The sequence below is a fragment of the Methylorubrum salsuginis genome, assembly GCF_900114375.1.
Taxonomy (GTDB): Bacteria; Pseudomonadota; Alphaproteobacteria; order Rhizobiales; family Beijerinckiaceae; genus Methylobacterium; species Methylobacterium salsuginis.
On sequence record NZ_FOSV01000022.1, the window covers coordinates 48,728 to 71,126 of the forward strand.

Below are 22,399 nucleotides of genomic sequence, written 5' to 3' on the forward strand. Positions count from 1 at the left end.
GCTCACTCCCGTCCGACCTCCTCTCGCTCTCGTGAGCCAACCCGATCCACCAGTCCCTACGAGATATTCACAACCACAACCGCCATTCTTCCGCGTTATTACTTGATTGATTTATTGACGAACATTACAGACAAGCTTCACATGGCTGGCGAGTTACGGGAGCGGAACGTTCGGTTGCAACGACCGCAGCATACCCAGGCCGACGCGAATGACCGCTCGATCGTGGCCGTGACCGTTCGGATCGCCACATCGTACCTGGACAACAACCCGATCCCCTCGAAGGAAATCGGTCCGCCGATCCGGCAGATCGGTCAGACCCTGGTGTCTCTGCGAGACCGACCACAGGAAACGGCTCCCCAGAAGCGTTCGAAGACCATGGCGGTCGGACAGCGTCCGACGCGCGAGGGGATCAGATCCTCGATCCGTGACAGGGCGTTGGTCTCTTTCGAGGACAAGACGGCCTATCAGATGCCCAAGCGGCACCTGACCAACCTGGATCTCACACCGGAGGCGTACCGCGCCAAGTGGGGTTTGCCGGGCAATTATCCGATGGTGACTCCGTTCTTCACGCGCAAGCGCGCTCAGCTCGCGGAGCAGATGCGCTTAGGCCATGACGACCGGGACTTTGGGAAGCTCCTGCCGGAGGCTTCGAAGGCCCCGACAAAAAACCCCGAGCCGCGAAGCTCGGGGGGGCGCCGCCGATGGCAGCGCCGGGAGCGGCGGTGGGGAGAGTTACTCGGTCGCGACAGCGTAGACGTTCGCCTCGAACCCGTCCGGGTCCGTGGCCTGCGTGACATCGGCAAGGAATGCCGGGAGATCCTCGGCCAGTTCTTCCTCCGGTTCGGCCGCGCCACCGGTTCCAGCCGGCTCGTCGGTCGCGATGGCCGCGTCGTCAGGGATGGCCGCGGCCTCGGTGTCGAGACCGGGGGTGCGCAGCAGTTCTGGCAGCCAGCCGCTGCCGGCCATCAGCCGCTCGGCCTCGCGCGCCATGTCCCCCTTCTTGAGGCCCTCGAGCAGGCGGGCGGTGTCCTCGCCCTTGGCCTCGCGGATCGCGGCGAGGATCCGGGTCTTGGTCACGCGACCGAAGTAGTTGGCCGCCGTCGGCGACCAGTCCCGGGTCATGTCGAGCCCGACGAGCCGGGCCAGCCGGTCGGCGTGCGGCAACGCGTCGGGACGCCGGTCGTAGGGGCTATGCATCGCGTTGACGCTCAAGCCCGCGCAGAGCGCGAATAGCTCGGTGCGCTCTTCGGGAGCCAGATCGACCAACAAGTCCCAGATCGCGTGGTGGTCCTCCGGCAGGCGCTTGGCCCAGGCCTCACGCCGCGCGTCGAGGGCGCTCGCCGGTCGAAAGGCGCCGAGGCCCTGGACAGAGTGGTCGACCCGGCTCGACATGGTCGACACCTCCAGGCAGGTCCCGGTGCCGTAGCCGAGGACGATCACCCGGATCACCATCGCGTGCAGAACCGCGATGAACGCGGCTTCAGGATCGTCGGCCAGAGCCTCGCGCAGGGCGATGGTGCGGTAGCTGGTCAGCTCGGTCCGGTGCTGCTCCGACAGCGGCCGGTCGGACTCCTCCGGTTCGGCTGTGGGGTTGGAAGCCGCCGAGCCGCCGCCGATCGTGATGGTCGTACGCATCACTCTGGTTTCTGGTCGGAAGGTGTGACCCTCCGCCCCCGCCTCCGTGAAGCCCGCACCGATGGCATTTTCCTGCGAACCCGCGCTCCCAGCCTCCGTTGCGACCGCCGTCGCGGTCTCCTCCTCCGGGCCTGCGACGGGCTCGTCCTCCGGTCGGACATAGCCGCGACGGACCGACGGCCGGCCGTCGTAGTCGAGCGTGACGAAGGCACCGCCGATCGCGATGTCGACCGGGTCGTAGATATTGGAGCGCAGCTCGTACTCGGCGATCTCAGCTTCCAGCGCGGCCAGCCGCTCGACTACCTCCTCCGGGATGTTGTCGCCGTAGCCATACGCGTCGTTGAGCGCGTCATAGCTGGCGACCGCTGCCTCGAAGGCCTCCTCCTCGGCCGCGCTCAACTCGGAGCGGGTCCGCAGGGTGCGCAGGCCGTAGGTTCGCCCCGTCATCAGTGATAGCGACACCTCGATCCACTTCCAGCCCTCCTTCGCCACCTCCTGCCCAACGGCGGCCAGCTTCTCCTCGGCCAGCCGGTCGAGCAGGGCGGCATCTTGGAACCAGCCGTCGCCGCGCTCGGCGAACAGGTCGCGCAGGACGATGCCGCCGGCAGCCACGTAGGCCTCCTCGCCGACGAAGCGCGCGCGGGCATCCCCCACGCTCACCGTGCGATCAGTCAACGCCTGCCGGATCGACCAGATACTTACCCCGCCCCGCTTGCACAGGGCCTCCCACACCTTGACCTGGCGCTCGGTATCCTCGGTGACGGAGAACGCCATCAGGCATTCCAGCGTCAGCTCCCCGGCCGCATAGGCGTCGAGCAGCACCGGGCTGATCCCGGCCAACCGCAGGCGCTGACGCACGATCTTCTCCGACACGAAGAAGCGAGCGGCGATGTCGGCGTGGGACATGCCGCCGTCGGCGAGCGCCTTGAACGCCCGGAACTGGTCGAGCGGATGCAGGGCCTCGCGCATGGCGTTCTCGGCGATCGAGTCCTCGGTCGCGCTGATCGCGCTATCGGCCGGGCGAACGATGCAGGGCACCTTGGTGCCCTTGGTCATGCGCCGGGTCTTCACGAGATGCTCGAGGGCGCGGTAGCGCCGGCCCCCGGCGGGCACCTCGTAGCGGCCGTTTTCCTGGCCTTCCGCGTCGAGGATCGGGCGCACGCTCAAGGACTGCAGCAGGCCACGCCGGGCGATGTCCTCGGCCAAGTCCTCGATGCTCATCCCCTGAGCGATCCGGCGCACGTTCGCCTGGCTCAGGGCCAGCTTGTCGAACGGGATCGCGACCGCCTCGGTCAGGGTGATCTTGGCAACGGTCTTCGTGGTGGCCTTCGTGCACGTCATGGTCGCATCGTCCCTGTGTGCGGGCGGCCGGGCACCTCTCTCCCGACCTCGAAACCCTCACGCAAGCGAAGCCCCCCTCCGACTCTGGAAGGGGCCGCGGGGCCGGACCGGACCGGATCAGGCGCTGTCCGCCGCCAAGCTCAGAGGTGGAACGGTGGTGGCGTCGGCCTGTCCGAGACGATCAATCAGGTCGGCCAGGGTCGGACCGCCATGGTGACAGCGCCTCAAGGCCGCCAGCGTCATCATCGGTGCGCCGCCGTCATCGGCAGCTTGCTCGAGCGCCGCCGCCAGACCGGGGCGCCAGTATTCCAGACCGGCCCCGAACTGCCCGACCTGGGCAGCCGCAACCGATGCCAGATGAGACCGTACGCCCGACAGAAGGCGTCGAGGCCGGGGGTGATTACGAAATTCTGGAAGGCCGCGAAGGTGACGCTGCTGCCCCAGGCCAGGGCATCGCGGGCCCCGATCTCGGGGTCCTCGAAACACGCTGCCACCGCCTCGATCAGCGCCTCGACCTTCCCCTGCCCCTCATGCTGGAGAAGCAGGGGAGGGGGCCGAACGGCTACAAGTCGAACAACATCGAGGGTTTGCAGACCGTCGGTCGATTCTTCCAAACTGCCGGCCATCGCGAGGCTTAAGCACACATGACAGGCGTTCGCATAAGATATCTTATGGAACCATAGGAGACGACCAAGCCGACCTCACCCTGCCCTACCATCGACAGAAGACGAAGCGTTACATCCTCTCGCACAAGCGACTGGATCGTTCCATCAAAGAGGTACGCGCCCGCCGGCGCGGGTCTAATGTCGACCCACCTTCGATCTTGTATCAATCAATCCCAACATATTTTGCAGAAAACCAATAATGTGCTTTCACAGATCACCTTTGCGGTTAAAGATAATTCAAATTATAATTTTCAGGCCAATTACGGGCGGTCAAAGGGATATCCCCCACTCGTCTTCACCTGGGATGCAGCTCGCCTTTGCAGACGGCTCAACCCGGATCCCGGCACAGATCGGCGCACGTCGTGGCAGCCGATCTGCCCGGAGCGGGTCACAGAGGGTCAGCCTTTCAGTTGGCCCTCAATCGCTCTGGGAACGGATCGACCTATTCCGCGGCGGTCAACTCGGGCGCATAGTGCCCGCACCAGTCGGCCGACCCAACCACCGGCCACAGGCCGTGATCCTGCGGTCCGGGTTGGCTGACCGGCGGGTTGTAACGGCACAGGCCCTCGTCATTTTGCGCGGCTGCGCCATTGACCTTGTGCTCGTCGAAAAACTTGCAGCTCTCGCACTTGGCGTTCGCCATGGGATGCTCCTGAGTTTGCTGACGGCCAAGGCCGCCCTGTTGCGAATTAGAACAGGTCCAATCTGAGTGTCTAACCGGCAAGCCGTGGCCCGGTTCCCGCGCTCGTTCCTGTCTTGTGGACGGGCGGGGTTTCTGCGCTGGCCAGCCTGTCGCAGGCGCGGTTAAGCTGATCGGCGCCGCCGCACAGCAGAGGTGCCGCCGGCTCTAGGAGAACCAAGCCGGGACCGTGCCGCCGTGAACCAGCCCCTCGACAGCATCGCGACCGTGCTCGAAAGCACAGGGGATTACCGTGTGCTGCGCCGCCTCACGCCGTTCGTCGACTGCTCAGATGCACCGGACGAGCCGACGTTCATCGGCTTGGTGCTCGACACCGAAACCACAGGCACCGACTTCGCCACCGACGAGGTGATCGAGCTCGGCATCCTCAAATTCGAGTACGGCGCCAGCGGGCGCATCTACCGCGTGCTTGAGACGTTCAACCAATTGCACCAGCCCAAGAAGCCGATCCCGTCGGAGATCACCCGGCTGACTGGAATCACTGATGCCGATGTGGCCGGCCAGCGCATCGATGATGCAGCCGTGCAGGCGCTCGCGGCCGACGCTGCGGTAGTGATCGCCCACAACGCCAGCTTTGACCGGCAGATGTGCGAGGGCCGCTGGCCGGTGTTTGCCGAGAAGAACTGGGCCTGCTCGTGCCACCAGATACCATGGCGGGCCGAGGGGCACGAGGGCATGAAGCTCGGCTACCTGCTGATCGACCACGGAATTTTTCACAACGGCCACCGGGCGATCGACGACTGCCACGCCCTGCTGCGGTTGCTCGACAGCCCGTTGCGGATCTCCGGGCGGTTGGCCCTGTCGTGTCTCCTCGAAACCGCCCGCCGGCCGACCGTGCGCCTATGGGCGCAGGGCTCGCCGATCGAGACCAAAGATCTGCTCAAGGCGCGGCGCTACCGCTGGAGCGGCGCGCGGCGCTGCTGGTACATCGACCTGGAGGAGGACCAGATCGAGATCGAGCGCTCTTTCCTGAGCGAGATCGTCTACCGCCGCCCCTGCGGCGAGCTGCCGGCCGACCGCTTCACCGCCCGCGACCGGTTCTCCGCTCGGACCAACCCAGAATTCTAGCCGGCCGGTCCTCTCAGTCCGAACCATCCTGGTCATCGCGTTCCGTCAGCTGGCCGACCAAGTCTTGCAGCTCATCCGGAAGGTCGTCATCCTCCGTAGCATTGAGCCGCTATCAGAGGCCACGGGCGACACCATGCAGCCGCAGATCCGCCGACACATCGGTGGAGACGGCACGCAGGTTGTCGACGAACGCATCAAAGCACTCTGACGTCCGACGCCCTCATCGAGCCGACTCGTGCAGGCAGCCGGAAAAGCCACTGATTGGCGGCGCGGCCGCACTTAGCGCGGCTTGTTTCTCTCATTGAGCTTCAGTTTGGCGAACGGACGGATCAGTATCCACCGTTCCCGCGCGTCATGAACGTCGACCCACCTGTACCAGCGTTTGAGGAGGCAGACCGGGCCACGAGGCCAGCAGCGCCAAACACTTACCTTTCAGGCAGGTGCTCATGAACGCCATGCGGTCGGCAGGTGGTGTGCTCGCCTCAACTGAGCTGAGCCGCCCCGAACGCCCGAAGGGCAGCATCACCGGCCGAACCCGCATCCTCCGGCGAAGCGTAGGATTCCGGCGAAACCCGAACGGAGACGCCGTCACCGTCGGTCAAGTGCCAGCGGTACCGCTCGAGGCTGTCCGGACAGGTCTCGACGGTGACGGCGACGGGGGTGGGATCGTCCATGGGGGTACGGTCTCGGGCCTGCGGGACGGAGGGAGCGGCCGTTTCCCGACCGCTCCAGTCGGCATTTATGGTTCGAGCCTCAGCTATCGGCTTTGGCGCCACTCAGGGTCAGGTCGAGGTAGGTCTTCGTCACCGGCTCGATCAGCGCGGCGATCGCCTCGCCGGCCCTCGTCTCCTCCTCGACCGCGGCGCGGAAGAAGGCGACCTGATCGGACTTACCGGCTCGCTCCGCGATCACGGCGAGCGAACGGTAGGCCGCCACCTGATCGTACTGATAGGCGTAGCCCGCGTAGAGGTTCTTCAGCGTCTCGTCCTGGGCGGTGGCGTGGACGGCCGCGCCGATGGAGCCGGCCACGCTCGTGACAGTCTCCTTCAGCGTCGAGCGGCTCTCGCCGATCGCCTCCAGCGCCGTATCGAGCCGGTCGAGCTGCACCTTGGTCGTCTCGACATGGCGGCGCAGAACCGCGGCGTAATCGGGATAGCGCTCGAGCCCGGAGAGCTGACGCTCCATCTGCTCCAGGCCCTGCTTTTCGAGGGCGCGCGTGTTGCGCAGAGCCCCCGCGTAGATCGTGCCGATATCGGTCGTGGCCATGCCGTCGTCGCTCCGAATGATGGTGTGATCGGGCGGCAAACCCAGGCGACACGAAGCCGTTTCCTGCGGCTACCCTGCGACGGAAGCGCCTCGTCCCAACTCGCCCGCAGCCGCCGGCCCGGTGAGGCCGCTATGCGTCAAGTGGCGCGGCAACCCGACCGCCGGAGCGCCGGTTGCCGCCCGACATCGACCCCATCGACGCGAGGCGCACCGCATGTCCGAGACCAGCCACAGCCGATCCGCCAAGGCCCAGAAGGCCGAAGAGGTGCAGGCCGCCGGCAGCGCAGAGGCGGGGGCCGGCCATCCGGTCGTCACCGAGGGCGGCCCGGCCCCGTCGCCGACCGACGGCAAGGGGCACCCGAAACCCGCCGCCTCCACCGCCGACGCCGACGGCTCGCCCGAGGCCGGCACCTCGTCGGCCACCGCCGGCAAGGCCGAAAAGCTCGCCGCCGCCGAGAACGCCGCCCTGACCAAGGACCAGCACGGCCGCGGCCGCCGCAAGGCCGAGGAGGCGTGAGCCGGATCGTCCGGGGCCGGCCCGCGTGAGCACGCTCGCCGCGCACGGCGCCGCCTTCGCCGAGGCCGTCGCGGGCTTCGGTCCGGGTGCGCCCATCGTGCTCTGCCACGACGACGCCGACGGCTTGTCGGCGGGCGCCCTCCTCTGGCGGGCGCTGGCCCGCACGGGGCGCGAACCCCGGCCGGTCCGGGTGATCGGGCGCGGCGAGTCGGCGTGGTCGCCCGCGATCCGGGACGAACTCGCCGCGCACGCGCCGGGTGGCCTCGTCGTGACCGATCTTGGGGTGCAGGCCGGCGCGATCCTGCCCGGCGTGCCGACGGTGCTCGTCGATCATCACGTGCCGCGTTCCTGGCCCGAAGCCGCCGACGCCATAGTGATCAGCGGCCATGCGGATGCGCCGATCCCGACCTCCAGCCTGCTGGCGCATGCCTGCGCCGCCTCGCTCGGCCCGGCGGACGACCTCGCATGGCTCGCCGGCATCGGTCTCGTCGGCGATCTCGGTGAGCGGGCGGCGAGCGCCGACTTCCCCGAGATCATGGGCCCTTTGCGCAAGGCCCACACCGCCAAGGCGCTGCGCGAGGCGGTCAGCCTCGTCAATGCGCCGCGCCGCTCGGCCTCGGGTGATGCCGGCCCGGCGCTGCGGATGCTGCTGCGGGCGCAGGGGCCCCGCGACATCGTCGCTGGCACCGAGCCGGACGCGGCGGCTCTGCACGCCGCGCGGGCCGAGGTGAAGGCGGCGCTCGACGCCGCCCGCGCGGTGCCGCCGTTGTTTGCCGTTCCGGTCGCCCTGATCCGCTGCGACTCGCCCTGCCAGATCCATCCGCTCGTCGCGCAATCGTGGATTCACCGGCTGCGGCGACAGGTGGTGATCGGCGCCAATGCGGGCTTTCGCGCCGGATACGTCCATTTCGCGGTCCGCAGCCTCGGCGTGCCGAACCTGATCGGCTTCCTGGAAGAGCGTGCGCCGCCGCTCGGGTCCGAGGACCAGTTCGCCCAGGGGCACCGCCGCGCCACCGGCGGTCAGGTGCGGGTCGAGACGTGGAACCGGTTCACGGAGGGGCTCGGCTTCGGGCCGGAGGCGCGGGTCGCGTGAGGCGTCGCGCGCTCGTCGTCGGAGCCTCGCGCGGGCTCGGCCTTGGATTGGTGGTGCAGTTCCTCGCCCGCGGCTGGGCGGTGACCGCCACGGTGCGGCAGCCCTCGGCGGCGCTCGCGGACCTCGCCATGGGCAACCGCTTGCAGATCGAAGCCGGCGTCGACATCGACGACGACGCGGCCGTCGCCGACCTGCGCGCGCGGCTCGCCGAAGTGCCGGACTTCGACATCGTCTTCGTCGTGGCCGGAATCGCCACGCAGGCCGGCACGCCCGCCGCCCTCCTGCCGCGGGAGATCGTCGGCGCGGTGTTCCAGACCAACGCGGTCAGCCCGATCCGCTTCGCCGAAGCCTTTCACCGCCGGGTGGCGCCGGGCGGGCTCATCGTGCTGATGACCTCCAAACTCGGCTCGGTCGCGCTGAACCGCGGCGGCGGCTGGAGCAGCTACCGGGCGAGCAAGGCGGCGCTCAACACCCTGGCGCGCTCCTTCGCCGGCCAGCACGAGGGGGCCGATTGGGGCGTCGTGCTCATGCATCCGGGCTGGGTTCGCACCGATCTCGGCGGACGCCGCGCCACCCTCGCCGTCGAGACGAGCGCGCGCGGCATGGTCGGCGTGCTGGAATCCCGCCTTGGCCAACGCGGCTGCCACTTTCTCGACTACACCGGAGAAATGGTGCCCTGGTGAAGCCGTCCGTCTGCGGCATCGGAGCCTACGAACCCAAGCGAGATCCGCCGGTTGATCGCGCATGAGCGCATCAGACCCAACCGAAACCCTGCCCGACACCATAGGGGTAATCGCCGCCCGCCGCCGCGAGATGGCGGTGGAGCACATCCTGTTTGGTGCCTTGCGCCACCTTGCCGGCCGCCATCCCGAGATGCTGGACGAACTCGACGCCAGCCTCGCCCATCTCTGGGACCAGTCGGAGGGCACGGCGCGCGACGACGAGGCCGTGCGAGACATCGCGCGGCGGTTCATCAAGAGCTTGCGGGCCGAAGCGTAGCCAAGCCGCGCGCTTGAACTCAGAACGGCCATCGCTCCGGCTCGTCTTCGATCGGTAGCCGCTCGCCCGGTGAGATCAGTGGTACGATCTCGTCGAGCGGCTGCGGCACACGGATCGTCCGACCCGCCGCGGTGATGAAGGTCTCGTTGCGCATGAGGTCGGTGTCGCTGACTGCCTGAACGCTCGACACGCGCAGGAGATGACGGCAGCCATCTCCGTCCTGAACCTGTAGGTAGGCGCCGATCCGCCGGACCGCTTCCACCACCGGCCCCCTTTACGCCGCGTCCTCGATCGTGAATTCCATGCCTCGGCCGGGTCCCTGGTCGGCATACTCGACGAGCACCAATCCGCGCTCGGCCAGCGTCGCTTTGACCATGTCGCGCTGTTTGCGCACCATCTGCCCGATCGCCAGCGACGTCAGGCGCGGGCTCGCCCGCCGCAGGCTGTCCACGCCGATGCTGGCCGGCCTGCTCTCGCTCTCGGCAATGCGAGCCAGCGCCAGCCCCAGGTCGAGCGCCTTGGTTTCGGCGGCGGATTTCGGCTTGTGTGCCATGAATGCTGTCCTGTTCTGCCGTCGGCCTAACCGCCCTGAAGGCTCTCCGCGAAGTCGTCCGGCACCTCACCGAAGGCTTCGAGGATCGTTGCACTCTCCAACTCCCCGGTCTCGTCGTCCGCGACGATCCGAAGCGCGGCTGCGCCGGGCATACGCTTGGCGAGGTTCTCCGCCTTCTTGAGCGCGCCGCTTTCCGTCTGCGCCGCCTCCTGGCGCGCCGGCCGCAGCCGCTTCCGGTGCAACTCGAACGGCTGCACGACGTAGCTCGTCTTCATCCCCATCGCCTCATCCCCCCTGGCCCGAACCCGCATCCTCGAACGAGCGCACCAACACGCGCCGGCCTTTGGCGTCGTGCACATCGACGAGCCAACCCGTCCAATCCGTCCCCGGTGCCCCGTCCATGAGCGCCTGCGCGACGCGGTCGGCTTGAGGGCGCAAAGCCTGCAGCCGCGGGACCCACCGGCCGGTCAGATCGAAGATGGCATCCCCCCCGCCGCCGACACAATGGAAGTGGTAACGCTGGACCGTCACTGCGCTTTTCGCTCCGGGTTCACAGCGCTCCCCACGCCATTTCGATCCTGCTCCGAACGTTGTTGAACCCTGCCTGTTCATCAGGCTTGTTCCTGTTACGTTCTACCAAATTCGGAGGCTCGATGCACGCGTTCAGCGGGCGCAGGACGATGCTGCGCGACGATCTGCCGGCCGGTCAGGATGCGCGGCGCGCCGAGGCCGAAGCTCTCGCCCTCGCCTACCGCGCCGCACACTGCGGTGACGATCGAGCCGCACTCGTCGCGGCGATCGGCGACGCCCTGACCGAGCTCGACGCGGCCGAAGAACGGGCATCCGTGGCCCGACGCGTCGTCTCGCACGGCTTCGTCCGCGGCAGGATCGGCGCACCATGAGCGCCGCGAGCCTCTTCCGCGTCGAAGAACTGCCCAGCGATGGCTCCGCGACCGTGCGCGTGCCGATGATGGGTCCCGCGCTGTGTGCCGGCTTCCCATCGCCGGCCGACGACTTCCAGGAGCAGGCGATTGAGCTGCCGCGCTGGCTCGTGCCGAACCCGCCCGCGACTTTCCTGTGGCGCATCGCCGGCTTCAGCATGCGCGATGCCGGCATCCACGACGGCGACCTCGCCTGCGTCGACCGCAGCCTCACGCCCGGCCATGGCAGCATCGTCGTGGCGGCCGTCGACGGTGAGATGTCGATCAAGCGGATGGTGATGGAGGGCAACCGCACGCGTCTCGCCTTCGACAACGCCGACTTGCCCGTCTACGCTCTGCAGGAACTCGCCGAGGCCGCGATCTGGGGCGTGGTCCGCTTCACCATCCGCTGGCACCTCGCCAGGGCCGGGCTCGCCCGATGAGCGGGTCTGCAGCGCGGCTGCGTGATCGGATCGGCGGCGGGCGCGCCATCGCCCTCATCGACGGCAACTCGTTCTACTGCTCGTGCGAACGCGTGTTCGATCCCAAGCTCGCCCGCGTGCCGGTGATCGTGTTGTCGAACAACGACGGCTGCGCCATCGCTCGCACGGCCGAGGCCAAGGCGCTCGGGATCAAGATGGGCGCGCCCTACTTCCTGATCCGCGAGATGTGCCAGCGCCAAGGCGTGCGCGTGTTCTCGTCGAACTACACCCTCTACGGGGACATGTCGGCGCGCATCAACGCGATCTACCGCGACGCCACGCCCGAGGTCGAGATCTACTCGATCGACGAAAGCTTCCTCGACCTCACCGCCTTCACCCGCCGCGACCGCGTCGCACTCGCTCGCGACATCCGCGCGACGGTGCGCGCCTGGACCGGCATCCCGACCTGTGTCGGTCTCGGGCCGACCAAGACGCTGGCCAAGCTCGCCAACCACATCGCCAAGAGCGTGCCCGAACTCGACGGGGTGTGCGACCTGACCGAGCCGGCCACCTACGAACACTGGCTCTGCCGCATCCATGTCGGCGAGCTGTGGGGCGTCGGTCGGGCGTCGCTCGCCAAGCTCGAAGCGCTCGGCATCGACACCGTGGCGGATCTGCGCGACATCGATCCGCGGCCGGTGCGCAAGGCGATGACGGTCGTGGGCGAGCGGATGATCCACGAGCTGCGCGGCGTGTCCTGCCTCGGGCTCGACCTCGTGCCGGCGCGCCGCAAGGGCTGCGCGGTGACGCGCTCGTTCTCCGGCCGGGTGATGGAGCGGGCCGAGCTGGAGCAGGCGGTGGCCGCGCACGCGACGCGTCTCGGCGAGAAGCTGCGGCGGGAGGGGCTGGCGACGTCTCACGTCACGGTCTTCTACCACACGAGCGAGCACGACCGTGGCGAGCCGATGCGCTCGGTCTCGACGGTGGTGACGCTGCCCGAGGCGACCAACGACACGCTGGCGCTGATCCCGGCCGCGCTGCACGGTGTGGCTCGCACGTGGCGCGAGCAGGGTGACCCGCCCTGGCGCTACTCAAAGGCCGGGATCGTCACGACCGATCTCGTGCCTTTGGCCGCCTCGCAGCGGGCATTGATCGGCCAGCTCGACCGCGAGCGCTCCGCGAAGCTGATGGATGCGCTCGACGCCTGCAACGCGCGCTGGGGCCGTGGTGCCGTAGTGCCGGCACGCGCTGGCCTGGAGCGGCAGCGGCGCGGTTGGGCGACGAAGTTCGAGATGCGGACACCGCGCTACACGACGCGGGTGCAGGAGCTGCCGACAGCGCGGGCGTGAGGCGTTTCACGATCCGCTTTCTCTGCAACCAAAACCATCGGGGACACTTCTCCGAGGATGTCCGCTCCTCGCCCCATTGCCGTCATCGCTGAAGACGATCCGCTGCTTCGCCTCGATGCGGCGGACATGCTCGACGCACTCGGTTTCGATGTGCTCGAAGCCTGTCACGCGCGCGAGGCGATCCAGCATCTGGAGGACCGGCACGGTGTCGCGCTCCTCTACACGGATGTCCGCATGCCGGGATCGATGTGCGGTCGCCAGCTTGCGCATGTCTGCGCGGAGCGGTGGCCGGAGACCCGGATCATCGTCTGTTCGAGCTGCGACCGGAGCGAAGCGGCGCAACTGCCGCAAACGGCCCACTTCATTCCGAAGCCATGCGCGGAGAAGCTTGTTCGCTCCGCGCTGAAGGCGCTTCACATCCACTGACCCGACGAGGCGGGCGTTCGAACCGCGGCCCCCACGCGGTGCGAACGGGGAGCAGATTCCCCCGGCAGCGGATCGGACGACGATCGCGTCAGACCAGGCTGACTGCGCGGACACCGGAAAGCGGTCACCGCCCGACATCGACCTCGACCTCGGCCGAACCGTGAGACCCGTTCGCGCGACCGACGGGATGGGAAGACCCTCAGAAGCAGGCTACCAGCAGGACGCCCGCGATCATGAGGCCACCGACGATCCTCGGCCAGCTCGCCGTATGCTGGTCGAAGCCGACCCAGCTGAGGTGATCGAGGAGGATCGAGGTCACGACGCCGGCCGTCACCAGCATTCCGAGGAACGGCGCCGCCCCGATCTGCCGCGCGATCAGCAGCTGCGTCGCCACGATCCCGCCGCCCATGACGCCGCCGAGACATGCCCACCACGGCACGCGCGCGACCTCTTCCATCGATGGCCATTGCAGGCGTCCCATGACCAGCCCGACGACGAGGATGGTGAGCGCCGTGCAGGTGCTGACCACTATGCCGGCCGTGAGCGGCTGGGCGAACCCCTTGGCGAGGGTGCCGTTCATGCCGGGCTGGATAGGGTTCGTCCGTCGAACCAGCAGGGCGCGCCCGAGCGGCGCGAAGTGCGTTTGCCTCCATCCCCCACCGAGCGGCTGCCGACCAGCGAGCGGCTGACGACCAGCGAGCGGATTCGCAGCGCGACCGCGGCCCGGATCGGTCCGTTCCGGCACCTCCCGGCGCTGTTCCGCCTCGCCTGGGCGACGAGCCGCGCGCTGACGCTCGCCAGCATCGGCCTGCGGCTCGCCCGCGCGGCGATCCCGGCGCTGATGCTCTACGTCGCCAAGCTCGTCGTCGACACCGTCGTGGCCGGCCGGGCGGATGCCGTCGCGCTGGCGAGCGCCGCGGACTGGCTCGCCCATCCGCATCTGCGGCAGGTCGGCCTCCTGATCGGAACCGAGCTTGCGCTGGCGCTTGCCTCCGATCTGCTCGGGCGGGCCACGACCCTGGTCGATGGGGTGCTGGCCGAGATAACCGGCAACGCCACCACCCTCCGGCTGATGGCGCATGCCGCCACCCTCGATCTCGCCCAGTTCGAGGACCCCGCCGTGCAGGACGGGCTGGAGCGCGCCCGGCGCCAGGTGGCGTGGCGCGCCAACCCGATGGGCCAGTTGCTCGGCCAGCTTCAGGACGGCCTCACGGCGCTCTCGCTGGCGGTCGCCGTCGTCGCGTTCCTGCCCTGGGCGGTCCTGCTGCTCGTGCTGACGCTGATCCCGGCCTTCCTCAACGAACTCCACTTCAACCGACAGGGCTACCGCCTCGCCTACCAGCGCTCGCCGGACCGGCGCGAGGGCGACTACATGCGCCAGCTCGGGGCCGGGGCCGAGACCGCCAAGGAGAACAAGCTGTTCGGCCTCAGCGGTTACCTCGCCGAACGTTTCCGTGTGCTCGCCGACCGGGCCTTGCGCGAGAACAGCCGCCTCGCCCGGCGCCGCGCCGTCGCGGGCGGGTTCTTCGCCAGCCTCGGGACGCTGGCCTACTACCTCGCCTACGGCGTGATCGCGCTGCGCACCGCCACCGGCACGCTGACGCTCGGCGACCTCACCTTCCTGACCGGCGCCTTCCTGCGCCTGCGCGGCCTCGTCGAAGGGCTGCTGCTCGGCCTGTCCCAGCTCTCGGGGCAGGCGCAGTATCTCGATGACCTGTTCGGCTTCCTCGCGCTCGCGCCCCGCCTGCCCGTGCCGGAGCACCCCGCTCCGTTCCCGACGCCGATCCGCGAGGGCTTCGTATTCGAGGCGGTGGGCTACCGCTATCCCGGCGCCGAGCGCTGGGCGGTGCGCGACCTCTCGCTCACCATCCGGGCCGGGGAGGTGCTGGCGCTGGTGGGCGAGAACGGCAGCGGCAAGACCACGATCGTCAAGCTCCTGGCCCGGCTCTACGACCCGACCGAGGGACGTATCCTGCTCGATGGGCGCGATCTGCGCGACTACGACCCCGAGACCCTGCGCACGCGCATCGGCGTGATCTTCCAGGACTTCGTCCGCTTCGACCTGACGGCGGGCGAGAACATCGCGGTCGGGCGCATCGCGGCGCGGGCTGAGGCGGATCGCATCGAGGACGTAGCCGCCTCCGCGCTCGCCGACACCGTGGTGGCGCGCCTGCCCGCGGGCTACGACCAGCGGCTGGGGCGGCGCTTCGAGGACGGGGTCGATCTGTCCGGGGGCGAGTGGCAGAAGCTCGCCATCGCCCGCGCCTACATGCGCGAATCCGAGGTGCTGGTCCTCGACGAGCCGACCGCGGCGCTCGACGCCCGCGCCGAGGCCGAGGTGTTCGCCCGTCTGCGCGCACTGGCGCTCGGGCGCACCGCGCTCCTCATCTCGCACCGCTTCTCTAGCGTGCGCCGGGCCGACCGGATCGTCGTGCTCGGAGCCGGCCGGGTGCAGGAGGCCGGCACGCACGAAGAGCTGGTCGCGCGCGGCGGGCGCTACGCCGAACTGTTCGAGCTTCAGGCAGCGGCCTACCGGTAGGCCACCGCGGAGGACGGTTACGGCGTTGGCTGCCGGGCCGCCTCGATCATGCGGTCGCCGTCCTCGCGCAGGAGCAGGCGATCCGCGACGAGCGCATCGACCGATTTCGTGACGGCGGTGACGTAGGCCTCCGCATCCGGGTAGCGCTCCTCGATCGAGACTCTCGGATCGCCCTTCGCGATCCGTTCGGCTTGCGTCGGCGAGAACGGGATCTCGCTACCCTCCCGGTCGCACAGGGCGTCGGCCGGGAACGGATCGGCGTAGAGGTTCCAGCCGGTATAGGTCGCGCGCGGTGCGGCGACGGCCGGCAGGCGGATGCCCGCCACGTCGTTGCCGTAAGCTTTCCTCGGCTCGCCCGCCGTCCGGCTGAAAATTTGCCGCCGATCAGGCCGGCCAGGAGCCCGCCGGTCATCGCAGCGATCCATCGCAGCAACACACTCGATCCTCTCGCCTTGCCGGTTGCCCCACGATGATCTCGCGGCTCACCTTAACCTCTCACTGACCCCGATCCGCCGGCTTACTGGCCCGGATCAGCGCGAGGCGTGAGCCTGTCCGACACGGCCGATCCCGTGGGCTCTTATGCGGGAGGCGAGCGTCGTGGGGCGCAGGCCGAGGAGTTCGGCGGCGCCGCCCGGCCCGAACACCTTGCCGCCGCAGAGTGCCAGCGCCTCGACGATCTCGGCCCGGTCGCGGGCGCGGCGCTCGGCCTCGCTGCGCGGGCGGGGCCCGGGGGCGGCGCTCGCGGCGATGTCGGCGGCGGCCTCGCTCGGACCGGTCTCGTCGAGGTCCGGCAGGTCGAGGCGCAGGCGCCCGCGCTGGGCCAGGATGACGCCGCGCTCGATCATGTTCTCCAACTCCCGCACGTTGCCCGGCCAGCCGTAGCGCAGGAGGCGGCGGACATCGCCCTCGGTCAGGCGGGGCTCGGGCACGCCGAGGCGGTGGGCGGCGCCGCTCAGCATGTGCTGGGCGATGAGGGGGATGTCCTCCGGGCGCTCGCGCAAGGGTGTCGCGCCGATGGGGAAGACGTTGAGGCGGAAGTAGAGGTCGCCGCGGAAGCGGCCGCGGCGCACCTCCTCCTTCAGGTCGCGGTTCGTCGCCGCCACGAGGCGGACATCGACCGCGCGGGTGCGCTCCTCGCCGACGCGCTCGAACGAGCGTTCCTGCAGCACGCGCAGGAGCTTGCCCTGGAGGTCGAGGGGGATCTCCCCGACCTCGTCGAGGAACAGCGTGCCGCCGTCGGCCAGTTCGAAGCGCCCGACCCGGTCGCGCAGCGCCCCGGTGAAGGCGCCGCGGGCATGGCCGAAGAACTCGCTCTCGAACAATTCGCGGGGCACGGCGGCGCAGTTCACCCGGATCAGCGGCCGGTCGCGGCGGCGGCTCGCCTCGTGGATCGCGCGGGCGATCAACTCCTTGCCGGTGCCGGACTCGCCCGTGACCAGCACGGTCGCGTCGGTGCCGGCGACGAGATCGATCTGGCGCCGGATCGCCTCGATGGCGGGGCTACGGCCGATGATGCCCTGATGGTGGCTGCCGGCGCGAATCTCCTCCTTCAGGTAGGCGTTCTCCAGCTCAAGGCGTTCGCGCAGCGAGACGACCTCGGCCAGCGCCTGCCGCAGCCGCTCGTCCGCCTCGCGGCGTTGGCTGATGTCGCGGAACACGATGACGGCGCCGACCAGCGCCCCGCGGTCGCGGATCGGCGTCGAGGTGTACTCGACCGGGAACGACGTGCCGTCGCGGCGCCAGAACACCTCGTCGTCGACCTGATGCACGGCACCGTCGCGGAAGGCCGCGTAGATCGGGCAATCCCGGTGCGGGTAGTGGCAGCCGTCCGGGTGGGTGTGGTGCACGGAGGCGTGCATGTCGCGGCCGACGAGGTCGGCGGCGGACCAGCCGAGCATGCGCTCGGCGGCCGGGTTGACGAAGGTCGTCACCCCTTCCGCGTTGACGCCGTAGATACCCTCGCCCGCCGCGCGCAGGATCAGCTGGTTCTCCCGCTCGATGTCGCGGAAGATCCGCTCCATGCGCTGCCATTCCGAGAGGCCGGCGCGCATGTGGCGGTCGGCCTCGCGATCCACTTGGCGCTGGCGGCGCTCGTCGAGATCGAACAGGGTGAGGAGGACGAGCCCATCGGGCAGCAGCGTGCCCACCGTCTCGACGCTCAGCGCACGGCCGGCCCCGTGCCGAGGCGTGAGCGTGTGGGTCCACCAGCGCCCCTTGGCCTGGACACCTTGCGTGAACACGATCAGCGCCGGGACCTGACCCGGATGCAGGGCGCTCGCCGTCATATCCCGCAGCGCGGCCCGCGGATGGCCGAGCAAGTGGGCTGCGGCCTCGTTGGCATCGACGATCCGGTCGCGGGCCGGATCGAGCACCAGCATGGCCTCGGCGCCCGCCTCGAAGACCGGTCCGAAACCGGTCCCCGCTCCCGTGTCGCGCCCCGCCACCGGCATTACGAAATCTCGTCGTTGCACTACGAAATCTCATGTTACACGAGATTTCGTAGTTCCGCACGATCATGGCAAATCATTGATGCAAAACGGTTTCCGCAAATTTCTGCGCTTGGCACACCCCTTGCCAATTGTCCGGCGTCCCGCACCGACCGAGGCGCCCATGGCCCTGTTCGACAACCCCTTCGACGCCAAACGCCGCCTCGCCCGCGGCGGCTGCACCTGCGGCGCCCATGCGAGCCAAGCCGAGCACGATGCCGCGCCGACGGGCGAGAACGCTCTGGAGCGGACGGTCGAGGGCGCGGTGATGCGCGCACTGTTTCCGCACGATGCCGAGCGCCGTGCCTTCCTGCGCAGTGTCGGCGCCGCCACCGCGCTCGCGGCGGTGAGCCAGTTCTTCCCCACCAAGTTCGCCGCCGAAGCGTTCGCACAGGCGGGCAAGCCGGAGAAGACAGACCTGAAGGTCGGCTTCATCCCGATCACCTGCGCCACGCCGATCATCATGGCCAAGCCCATGGGCTTCTATGAGAAGCAGGGCCTGAACGTGGAGGTGGTGAAGACCGCCGGCTGGGCGGTGATCCGCGACAAGACCCTGAACAAGGAATACGACGCGGCCCACATGCTGGCGCCGATGCCGATCGCGATCTCGCTCGGCCTCGGCTCGAACCCGCAGCCTTACACGATGCCGGCGGTGGAGAACGTCAACGGCCAGGCCATCACCCTGGCGATGAAGCACAAGGACCGGCGCGACCCGAAGGACTGGAAGGGCTTCAAGCTCGCCGTGCCGTTCGACTACTCGATGCACAACTACCTGCTGCGCTACTACCTCGCGGAAGCCGGCATCGATCCCGACACCGACGTGCAGATCCGCGCCGTGCCGCCGCCCGAGATGGTCGCGAACCTGCGCGCCGACAACATCGACGGCTTCCTCGCCCCCGATCCGGTGAACCAGCGCGCGGTCTACGACGGCGTCGGCTTCATCCACATCCTGTCGAAGGAGATCTGGGACCGGCACCCGTGCTGCGCCTTCGCGGCCTCGGAGACCTTCATCAAGGAGACGCCGAACACCTACGCGGCACTGCTGCGCTCGATCATCCAGGCGACGGCCTACGCCTCGAAGGCGGAGAACCGCAAGGAGATCGCCGCCGCCATCGCCCCGGCGAACTACCTCAACCAGCCACTCACCGTCGTCGAGCAGGTGCTCACCGGCACCTTCGCCGACGGTCTGGGTCAGGTGCGCAAGGTGCCGGATCGCGTCGATTTCGACGCCTTCCCCTGGCAGTCCTTCGCGGTCTGGATTCTGACCCAGATGAAGCGCTGGGGCCAGCTCAAGGGCGAGGTCGACTACGCCGCGGTCGCCCGTCAGGTCTATCTCGCGACGGATGCCGCCAAGCTGATGAAGCAGGACGGCTTCACCCCGCCGGAGGCCACCACCAAGAGCTTCTCGGTGATGGGCAAGACCTTCGATCCGGAGAAGCCCAAGGAATACCTCGAGTCCTTCAAGATCAAGCGGGCGGGCTGAGCCATGACCCGCTCGATCAACCTCCGCGCCGGCGTGCTGTCGCTGGCGCTGCTCGCCGCAATCCTGCTGATCTGGCAGGTCGCGGTGAGCGGCACCGCCAAGACCGAGGCGATGGACCCGGAATACGCCGCCCTGATGGGGCAGACGGCCACCACCGGCAAGTCGGCGATGCCGGGCCCGCTCGATGTCGCCGAGACGATGTGGCGGCACCTGAAGGACCCGTTCTACGACCGGGGCCCCAACGACAAGGGCATCGGCATCCAGCTCGCCTACTCGGTCGGGCGCGTCGCGCTGGGCTACGGGCTCGCGGTGATCGTGGCGATCCCGGTCGGCTTCCTCATCGGCATGTCGCCGCTCATGAGCCGGGCGCTCGATCCGTACATCCAGATTTTGAAGCCGGTCTCGCCGCTCGCCTGGATGCCGCTCGCCCTCTACACGATCAAGGATTCGAGCCTGTCGGCGATCTTCGTGATCTTCATCTGCTCGGTCTGGCCGATGCTGATCAACACCGTGTTCGGCGTCGCCTCGACCCGCAAGGAATGGCTCAACGTCGCCCGTACCCTGGAGGTCGGGCCGATCCGCCGCGCCTTCACGGTGATCCTGCCGGCCGCCGCGCCGACCATCCTCACCGGTATGCGCATCTCCATCGGCATCGCGTGGCTCGTCATCGTGGCGGCCGAGATGCTCGTGGGCGGCACCGGCATCGGCTACTTCGTCTGGAACGAGTGGAACAACCTCTCGATCACCAATGTGATCACCTCGATCCTCGTGATCGGCCTCGTCGGCATGGTCCTCGACCAGTTGCTCGCCCGCGCTCAGCGCCTCGTCACCTTCCCCGAGTGAGGCATCGGATGAGCACGCTCCTCCCCTTCGTGCGGCGCGCCCAGGCCGCCCCCGACCCAGCCGCCGGGACCCACCGCATGTCCAATTCGGAAAAATTCATCTCGATCGAGGGCATCGCCCGGCGCTATCCGGCGCCCGGGGCTAAGACCACCACGATCTTCGAGAACCTGTGGCTGCCGATGCGGCGCGGCGAGTTTGTCTGCATGATCGGCCATTCGGGCTGCGGCAAGACCACGGTCTTGAACATCCTGGCCGGGCTGGAGGCCCCCTCCGAGGGCGCGGTGATCGTCGACGGGCAGGCCATCGCCGGCACTAGCCTCGACCGCGCGGTGATCTTCCAGGGCCATGCCCTGCTCCCCTGGCGCACCGTGCTCGGCAACGTCGCCTACGCGGTCTCGTCGCGCTGGCGCAAGGCGCCGAAGGCCGAGATCGAGGCGCGGGCGAAGAAGGCCATCGCCACGGTTGGCCTCGCTGGCTCCGAGCACAAGCGGCCCTCCGAATTGTCGGGCGGCATGAAGCAACGCGTCGGCATCGCCCGCGCGCTGTCGATCGAGCCCAAGATCCTGCTGATGGACGAGCCGTTCTCGGCCCTCGACGCGCTCACCCGCGGCACGCTGCAGGACGAGGTGCGCCGGATCTGCGTCGAGACCGGGCAGACCGTGTTCATGATCACCCACGACGTGGACGAGGCGATCTACCTCGCCGACCGGATCGTGCTGATGACCAACGGGCCGGAGGCCAAGGTCGCCGAGATCGTCGAGAACCCGCTGCCCAAGGATCGCGACCGCACGCAGCTCCACCACGCGCCGGGCTACTACGCCTTGCGAAACCACCTGATCGACTTCCTCGTCTCGCGCTCCCGCACCCTGCGAGACGCGATGCCGGAGGGCTACGACCCGCGCCATCCGCCGGTGGTCCGTCCCTCCCTCAGCGAGGCGGACGCCGCCGCGATCACCACCGATTCCCTGGCCCGCCGGGCCTGAGCCCGCCGCTCCGAGGTCACCGCCTCGACCCGCTTCCCCTCGGGAGTGGGCGAGGTCCCCCATGCCCAAATCCAAGGAGATCATTCGATGAAGCGCGAAGACCTCACCGAGAAGCTGCTCGACATCAAGCGCGAGAAGGGCTGGACTTGGAAACACATCCAGGACGAGATCGGCGGCATCTCCCCGATCCTCATCACCGCCGCCTGCATGGGCCAGATGAAGCTGCCAAAGGCCCAGGCCGCCAAGGCCGCGGAGCTATTCGGCCTGTCGAAGGCCGAGGAGCGGATGCTCAACGAGGCCCCCTATCGCGGCTCGATCCCAGCAATGCCCCCGACCGACCCGCTGATCTACCGCTTCTACGAGCTGGTGATGGTCTACGGCACGACGTGGAAGGAGCTCATCCAAGAGGAGTTCGGCGACGGCATCATGTCGGCGATCGACTTCAACATGACCATGGAGCGCGAGCCCAACAACAAGGGCGACCGGGTGAAGATGAATCTTTCGGGCAAATTCCTGCCGTACAAGTATTACGGCAACGACGAGGGCGTGCCGGAATACGGCTTCAAGGAAGGCTGAGCCCATCGCTCCGGCCGGCGGATCGCCGCCGGCCGGAGTCCATGCGACACCGCATGTTCGCCCGTCCCGCGCGGAGAACTCGCGGCGACCCTATCTTCGACAATCATCAGGGTGTCGTGAGCGGCTCGCGAGGTATCCGATCAGTCGGGGGCGTGCGATGCGGGTTGGTGCGTACGGGACGGCAGGGCTGCTCGCATTGGCCCTGCTCCTGCCTGGAAACGCCGGGGCGACGGTGACCTGACCGGCATTTTGGACCGAGCCGATTGAGAGGCTACTGCATGGTGGCGGCCATGGGTAGCCGGAAGGCTCGATCCGGGACGGTGACGGGCGCAGGTGGCCGGTAGCCCAGCGACGAGTGCGGCCGGACGCGGTTATAGGTGTTCTGCCAGAGGGCGATCACAGTCTGCGCCTCCCTCAACGAGTAGAAGATTTCTTGACGTAGGCACTCATCACGAAGCTTGCCGTTGAAGCTTTCGCAGTACCCGTTCTCCCACGGCGAGCCGGGTGCGATGTACTGGATCTGCGGTCCGACCTT

The 22,399-nt window shown here is 68.6% G+C and carries 28 protein-coding genes and 1 pseudogene; 15 read left to right on the plus strand and 14 right to left on the minus strand.

Going from position 1 to position 22,399, the window contains the following annotated elements; all coding sequences use genetic code 11:
- Positions 1 to 141: 141 nt before the first annotated feature.
- Positions 142 to 597: pseudogene (locus tag BM140_RS20360) on the plus strand (MucR family transcriptional regulator); the annotation flags it as partial.
- 135 nt (positions 598 to 732) lie between these two features.
- Here the strand turns inward: BM140_RS20360 and BM140_RS20365 are convergent.
- The 4 genes from BM140_RS20365 to BM140_RS20375 form a co-directional block, all read right to left on the minus strand.
- Positions 733 to 2,976 carry a ParB N-terminal domain-containing protein gene (locus tag BM140_RS20365; protein WP_091950511.1) on the minus strand — a complete coding sequence of 748 codons (2,244 nt, stop codon included), beginning with the start codon at positions 2,974 to 2,976 and terminating at the stop codon, positions 733 to 735.
- 117 nt (positions 2,977 to 3,093) lie between these two features.
- Entirely contained in the window at positions 3,094 to 3,222 is a 129-nt protein-coding gene (locus BM140_RS26625; protein ID WP_280142616.1) for a hypothetical protein, read from the minus strand.
- Complete coding sequence (locus BM140_RS20370; RefSeq protein ID WP_091950513.1) at positions 3,219 to 3,602, minus strand: hypothetical protein; 384 nt, start codon at positions 3,600 to 3,602, stop codon at positions 3,219 to 3,221. Before BM140_RS20370 ends, BM140_RS26625 begins: the two co-directional genes overlap by 4 nt.
- 481 nt (positions 3,603 to 4,083) lie before the next feature.
- Positions 4,084 to 4,284, minus strand: coding sequence for a hypothetical protein (locus BM140_RS20375; RefSeq protein WP_091950515.1), 201 nt, complete (start codon positions 4,282 to 4,284; stop codon positions 4,084 to 4,086).
- A 234-nt stretch (positions 4,285 to 4,518) separates the two neighbouring features.
- On the opposite strand from BM140_RS20375, the gene BM140_RS20380 reads away from it, so the two are divergent.
- A complete protein-coding gene (locus BM140_RS20380; protein WP_091950517.1) occupies positions 4,519 to 5,409 on the plus strand; it encodes a 3'-5' exonuclease in 891 nt (296 codons plus the stop codon).
- Between the two features lie 482 nt (positions 5,410 to 5,891).
- Here the strand turns inward: BM140_RS20380 and BM140_RS20385 are convergent, their stop codons facing one another.
- Together BM140_RS20385 and BM140_RS20390 are read right to left on the minus strand one after the other, a co-directional pair.
- Positions 5,892 to 6,083, minus strand: a complete 192-nt coding sequence (locus BM140_RS20385; protein WP_091950520.1) for a hypothetical protein — start codon at positions 6,081 to 6,083, stop codon at positions 5,892 to 5,894.
- 79 nt (positions 6,084 to 6,162) lie between these two features.
- Complete coding sequence (locus BM140_RS20390; RefSeq protein ID WP_091950567.1) at positions 6,163 to 6,675, minus strand: DUF892 family protein; 513 nt, start codon at positions 6,673 to 6,675, stop codon at positions 6,163 to 6,165.
- Between the two features lie 214 nt (positions 6,676 to 6,889).
- Between BM140_RS20390 and BM140_RS20395 the strand changes: the two genes are divergently transcribed.
- The 4 genes from BM140_RS20395 (at position 6,890) to BM140_RS20410 (ending at position 9,284) form a co-directional block, all read left to right on the plus strand.
- A complete protein-coding gene (locus BM140_RS20395) occupies positions 6,890 to 7,192 on the plus strand; it encodes a hypothetical protein (RefSeq protein WP_091950522.1) in 303 nt (100 codons plus the stop codon).
- 25 nt (positions 7,193 to 7,217) lie between these two features.
- The gene (locus BM140_RS20400) at positions 7,218 to 8,285 is read left to right on the plus strand and encodes a single-stranded-DNA-specific exonuclease RecJ (RefSeq protein WP_091950524.1); all 1,068 of its coding nucleotides are present in this window, start codon (positions 7,218 to 7,220) and stop codon (positions 8,283 to 8,285) included.
- Entirely contained in the window at positions 8,282 to 8,968 is a 687-nt protein-coding gene (locus BM140_RS20405) for an SDR family NAD(P)-dependent oxidoreductase (RefSeq protein WP_091950526.1), read from the plus strand. The genes BM140_RS20400 and BM140_RS20405 overlap by 4 nt, the downstream gene beginning before the upstream one ends.
- 61 nt (positions 8,969 to 9,029) lie before the next feature.
- Positions 9,030 to 9,284: a hypothetical protein gene (locus BM140_RS20410; protein ID WP_244535527.1), complete on the plus strand. Its 255-nt coding sequence runs from the start codon at positions 9,030 to 9,032 to the stop codon at positions 9,282 to 9,284.
- Between the two features lie 19 nt (positions 9,285 to 9,303).
- Here the strand turns inward: BM140_RS20410 and BM140_RS20415 are convergent, their stop codons facing one another.
- Genes BM140_RS20415 through BM140_RS20430 form a run of 4 tightly spaced genes read right to left on the minus strand, consistent with a single transcriptional unit; the run spans position 9,304 to position 10,368 of the window.
- A complete protein-coding gene (locus tag BM140_RS20415) occupies positions 9,304 to 9,546 on the minus strand; it encodes a hypothetical protein (RefSeq protein ID WP_091950531.1) in 243 nt (80 codons plus the stop codon).
- Positions 9,547 to 9,558: 12 nt separating this feature from the next.
- Positions 9,559 to 9,837 carry an adenylosuccinate synthase gene (locus BM140_RS20420; protein WP_091950533.1) on the minus strand — a complete coding sequence of 93 codons (279 nt, stop codon included), beginning with the start codon at positions 9,835 to 9,837 and terminating at the stop codon, positions 9,559 to 9,561.
- Positions 9,838 to 9,863: 26 nt separating this feature from the next.
- Positions 9,864 to 10,118 carry a hypothetical protein gene (locus tag BM140_RS20425; RefSeq protein WP_091950535.1) on the minus strand — a complete coding sequence of 85 codons (255 nt, stop codon included), beginning with the start codon at positions 10,116 to 10,118 and terminating at the stop codon, positions 9,864 to 9,866.
- Between the two features lie 4 nt (positions 10,119 to 10,122).
- On the minus strand, positions 10,123 to 10,368 hold the full coding sequence (locus BM140_RS20430) for a DUF6894 family protein (protein ID WP_091950537.1): 246 nt from the start codon (positions 10,366 to 10,368) through the stop codon (positions 10,123 to 10,125).
- Between the two features lie 122 nt (positions 10,369 to 10,490).
- Between BM140_RS20430 and BM140_RS20435 the strand changes: the two genes are divergently transcribed.
- The 4 genes from BM140_RS20435 to BM140_RS20450 are packed head-to-tail and all read left to right on the plus strand — an operon-like array spanning position 10,491 to position 12,954.
- Complete coding sequence (locus BM140_RS20435; protein ID WP_244535532.1) at positions 10,491 to 10,739, plus strand: hypothetical protein; 249 nt, start codon at positions 10,491 to 10,493, stop codon at positions 10,737 to 10,739.
- A complete protein-coding gene (locus BM140_RS20440) occupies positions 10,736 to 11,200 on the plus strand; it encodes a LexA family protein (protein WP_091950541.1) in 465 nt (154 codons plus the stop codon). The genes BM140_RS20435 and BM140_RS20440 overlap by 4 nt, the downstream gene beginning before the upstream one ends.
- Positions 11,197 to 12,528, plus strand: coding sequence for a Y-family DNA polymerase (locus BM140_RS20445; protein WP_091950543.1), 1,332 nt, complete (start codon positions 11,197 to 11,199; stop codon positions 12,526 to 12,528). The genes BM140_RS20440 and BM140_RS20445 overlap by 4 nt, the downstream gene beginning before the upstream one ends.
- A gap of 57 nt (positions 12,529 to 12,585) precedes the next feature.
- Positions 12,586 to 12,954 carry a response regulator gene (locus BM140_RS20450; protein WP_091950546.1) on the plus strand — a complete coding sequence of 123 codons (369 nt, stop codon included), beginning with the start codon at positions 12,586 to 12,588 and terminating at the stop codon, positions 12,952 to 12,954.
- A gap of 199 nt (positions 12,955 to 13,153) precedes the next feature.
- Here the strand turns inward: BM140_RS20450 and BM140_RS26115 are convergent, their stop codons facing one another.
- The gene (locus BM140_RS26115) at positions 13,154 to 13,570 is read right to left on the minus strand and encodes a DMT family transporter (RefSeq protein ID WP_280142618.1); all 417 of its coding nucleotides are present in this window, start codon (positions 13,568 to 13,570) and stop codon (positions 13,154 to 13,156) included.
- A gap of 21 nt (positions 13,571 to 13,591) precedes the next feature.
- On the opposite strand from BM140_RS26115, the gene BM140_RS20455 reads away from it, so the two are divergent.
- Entirely contained in the window at positions 13,592 to 15,493 is a 1,902-nt protein-coding gene (locus tag BM140_RS20455; RefSeq protein WP_244535533.1) for an ABC transporter ATP-binding protein, read from the plus strand.
- A gap of 17 nt (positions 15,494 to 15,510) precedes the next feature.
- Here BM140_RS20455 and BM140_RS20460 read toward each other — a convergent pair whose 3' ends face one another.
- Both BM140_RS20460 and BM140_RS20465 read right to left on the minus strand, forming a co-directional pair.
- Positions 15,511 to 15,918 carry an alpha/beta hydrolase domain-containing protein gene (locus BM140_RS20460; protein ID WP_280142617.1) on the minus strand — a complete coding sequence of 136 codons (408 nt, stop codon included), beginning with the start codon at positions 15,916 to 15,918 and terminating at the stop codon, positions 15,511 to 15,513.
- A gap of 105 nt (positions 15,919 to 16,023) precedes the next feature.
- Positions 16,024 to 17,943: a sigma 54-interacting transcriptional regulator gene (locus tag BM140_RS20465; RefSeq protein WP_091950550.1), complete on the minus strand. Its 1,920-nt coding sequence runs from the start codon at positions 17,941 to 17,943 to the stop codon at positions 16,024 to 16,026.
- Positions 17,944 to 18,103: 160 nt separating this feature from the next.
- On the opposite strand from BM140_RS20465, the gene BM140_RS20470 reads away from it, so the two are divergent.
- From BM140_RS20470 to cynS, 4 genes are all read left to right on the plus strand, one after another.
- Positions 18,104 to 19,462 (plus strand): CmpA/NrtA family ABC transporter substrate-binding protein, encoded by a 1,359-nt coding sequence (locus BM140_RS20470; protein WP_091950552.1) that lies wholly within the window; start codon positions 18,104 to 18,106, stop codon positions 19,460 to 19,462.
- Positions 19,463 to 19,465: 3 nt separating this feature from the next.
- Positions 19,466 to 20,305 carry a nitrate ABC transporter permease gene (gene ntrB, locus BM140_RS20475; RefSeq protein WP_091950554.1) on the plus strand — a complete coding sequence of 280 codons (840 nt, stop codon included), beginning with the start codon at positions 19,466 to 19,468 and terminating at the stop codon, positions 20,303 to 20,305.
- Between the two features lie 8 nt (positions 20,306 to 20,313).
- Positions 20,314 to 21,288, plus strand: a complete 975-nt coding sequence (locus tag BM140_RS20480) for an ABC transporter ATP-binding protein (protein ID WP_091950557.1) — start codon at positions 20,314 to 20,316, stop codon at positions 21,286 to 21,288.
- 87 nt (positions 21,289 to 21,375) lie between these two features.
- Complete coding sequence (gene cynS / locus BM140_RS20485) at positions 21,376 to 21,864, plus strand: cyanase (protein WP_091950559.1); 489 nt, start codon at positions 21,376 to 21,378, stop codon at positions 21,862 to 21,864.
- Positions 21,865 to 22,135: 271 nt separating this feature from the next.
- Here cynS and BM140_RS20490 read toward each other — a convergent pair.
- The coding region (locus tag BM140_RS20490) for an integrase core domain-containing protein (RefSeq protein ID WP_131803901.1) at positions 22,136 to 22,399 on the minus strand (264 nt) is incomplete at its 5' end.

Coding starts and splice junctions, on each gene's coding strand:
- BM140_RS20365 (WP_091950511.1), bottom strand. CDS start 2,976: ATGACGTGCACGAAGGCCACCACGAAGACCGTTGCCAAGATCACCCTG.
- BM140_RS26625 (WP_280142616.1), bottom strand. CDS start 3,222: ATGATGACGCTGGCGGCCTTGAGGCGCTGTCACCATGGCGGTCCGACC.
- BM140_RS20370 (WP_091950513.1), bottom strand. CDS start 3,602: ATGGCCGGCAGTTTGGAAGAATCGACCGACGGTCTGCAAACCCTCGAT.
- BM140_RS20375 (WP_091950515.1), bottom strand. CDS start 4,284: ATGGCGAACGCCAAGTGCGAGAGCTGCAAGTTTTTCGACGAGCACAAG.
- BM140_RS20385 (WP_091950520.1), bottom strand. CDS start 6,083: ATGGACGATCCCACCCCCGTCGCCGTCACCGTCGAGACCTGTCCGGAC.
- BM140_RS20390 (WP_091950567.1), bottom strand. CDS start 6,675: ATGGCCACGACCGATATCGGCACGATCTACGCGGGGGCTCTGCGCAAC.
- BM140_RS20395 (WP_091950522.1), top strand. CDS start 6,890: ATGTCCGAGACCAGCCACAGCCGATCCGCCAAGGCCCAGAAGGCCGAA.
- BM140_RS20410 (WP_244535527.1), top strand. CDS start 9,030: ATGAGCGCATCAGACCCAACCGAAACCCTGCCCGACACCATAGGGGTA.
- BM140_RS20420 (WP_091950533.1), bottom strand. CDS start 9,837: ATGGCACACAAGCCGAAATCCGCCGCCGAAACCAAGGCGCTCGACCTG.
- BM140_RS20425 (WP_091950535.1), bottom strand. CDS start 10,118: ATGGGGATGAAGACGAGCTACGTCGTGCAGCCGTTCGAGTTGCACCGG.
- BM140_RS20435 (WP_244535532.1), top strand. CDS start 10,491: ATGCACGCGTTCAGCGGGCGCAGGACGATGCTGCGCGACGATCTGCCG.
- BM140_RS20440 (WP_091950541.1), top strand. CDS start 10,736: ATGAGCGCCGCGAGCCTCTTCCGCGTCGAAGAACTGCCCAGCGATGGC.
- BM140_RS20445 (WP_091950543.1), top strand. CDS start 11,197: ATGAGCGGGTCTGCAGCGCGGCTGCGTGATCGGATCGGCGGCGGGCGC.
- BM140_RS20450 (WP_091950546.1), top strand. CDS start 12,586: ATGTCCGCTCCTCGCCCCATTGCCGTCATCGCTGAAGACGATCCGCTG.
- BM140_RS20460 (WP_280142617.1), bottom strand. CDS start 15,918: ATGGATCGCTGCGATGACCGGCGGGCTCCTGGCCGGCCTGATCGGCGG.
- BM140_RS20465 (WP_091950550.1), bottom strand. CDS start 17,943: ATGCCGGTGGCGGGGCGCGACACGGGAGCGGGGACCGGTTTCGGACCG.
- BM140_RS20470 (WP_091950552.1), top strand. CDS start 18,104: ATGGCCCTGTTCGACAACCCCTTCGACGCCAAACGCCGCCTCGCCCGC.
- ntrB (WP_091950554.1), top strand. CDS start 19,466: ATGACCCGCTCGATCAACCTCCGCGCCGGCGTGCTGTCGCTGGCGCTG.
- BM140_RS20480 (WP_091950557.1), top strand. CDS start 20,314: ATGAGCACGCTCCTCCCCTTCGTGCGGCGCGCCCAGGCCGCCCCCGAC.
- cynS (WP_091950559.1), top strand. CDS start 21,376: ATGAAGCGCGAAGACCTCACCGAGAAGCTGCTCGACATCAAGCGCGAG.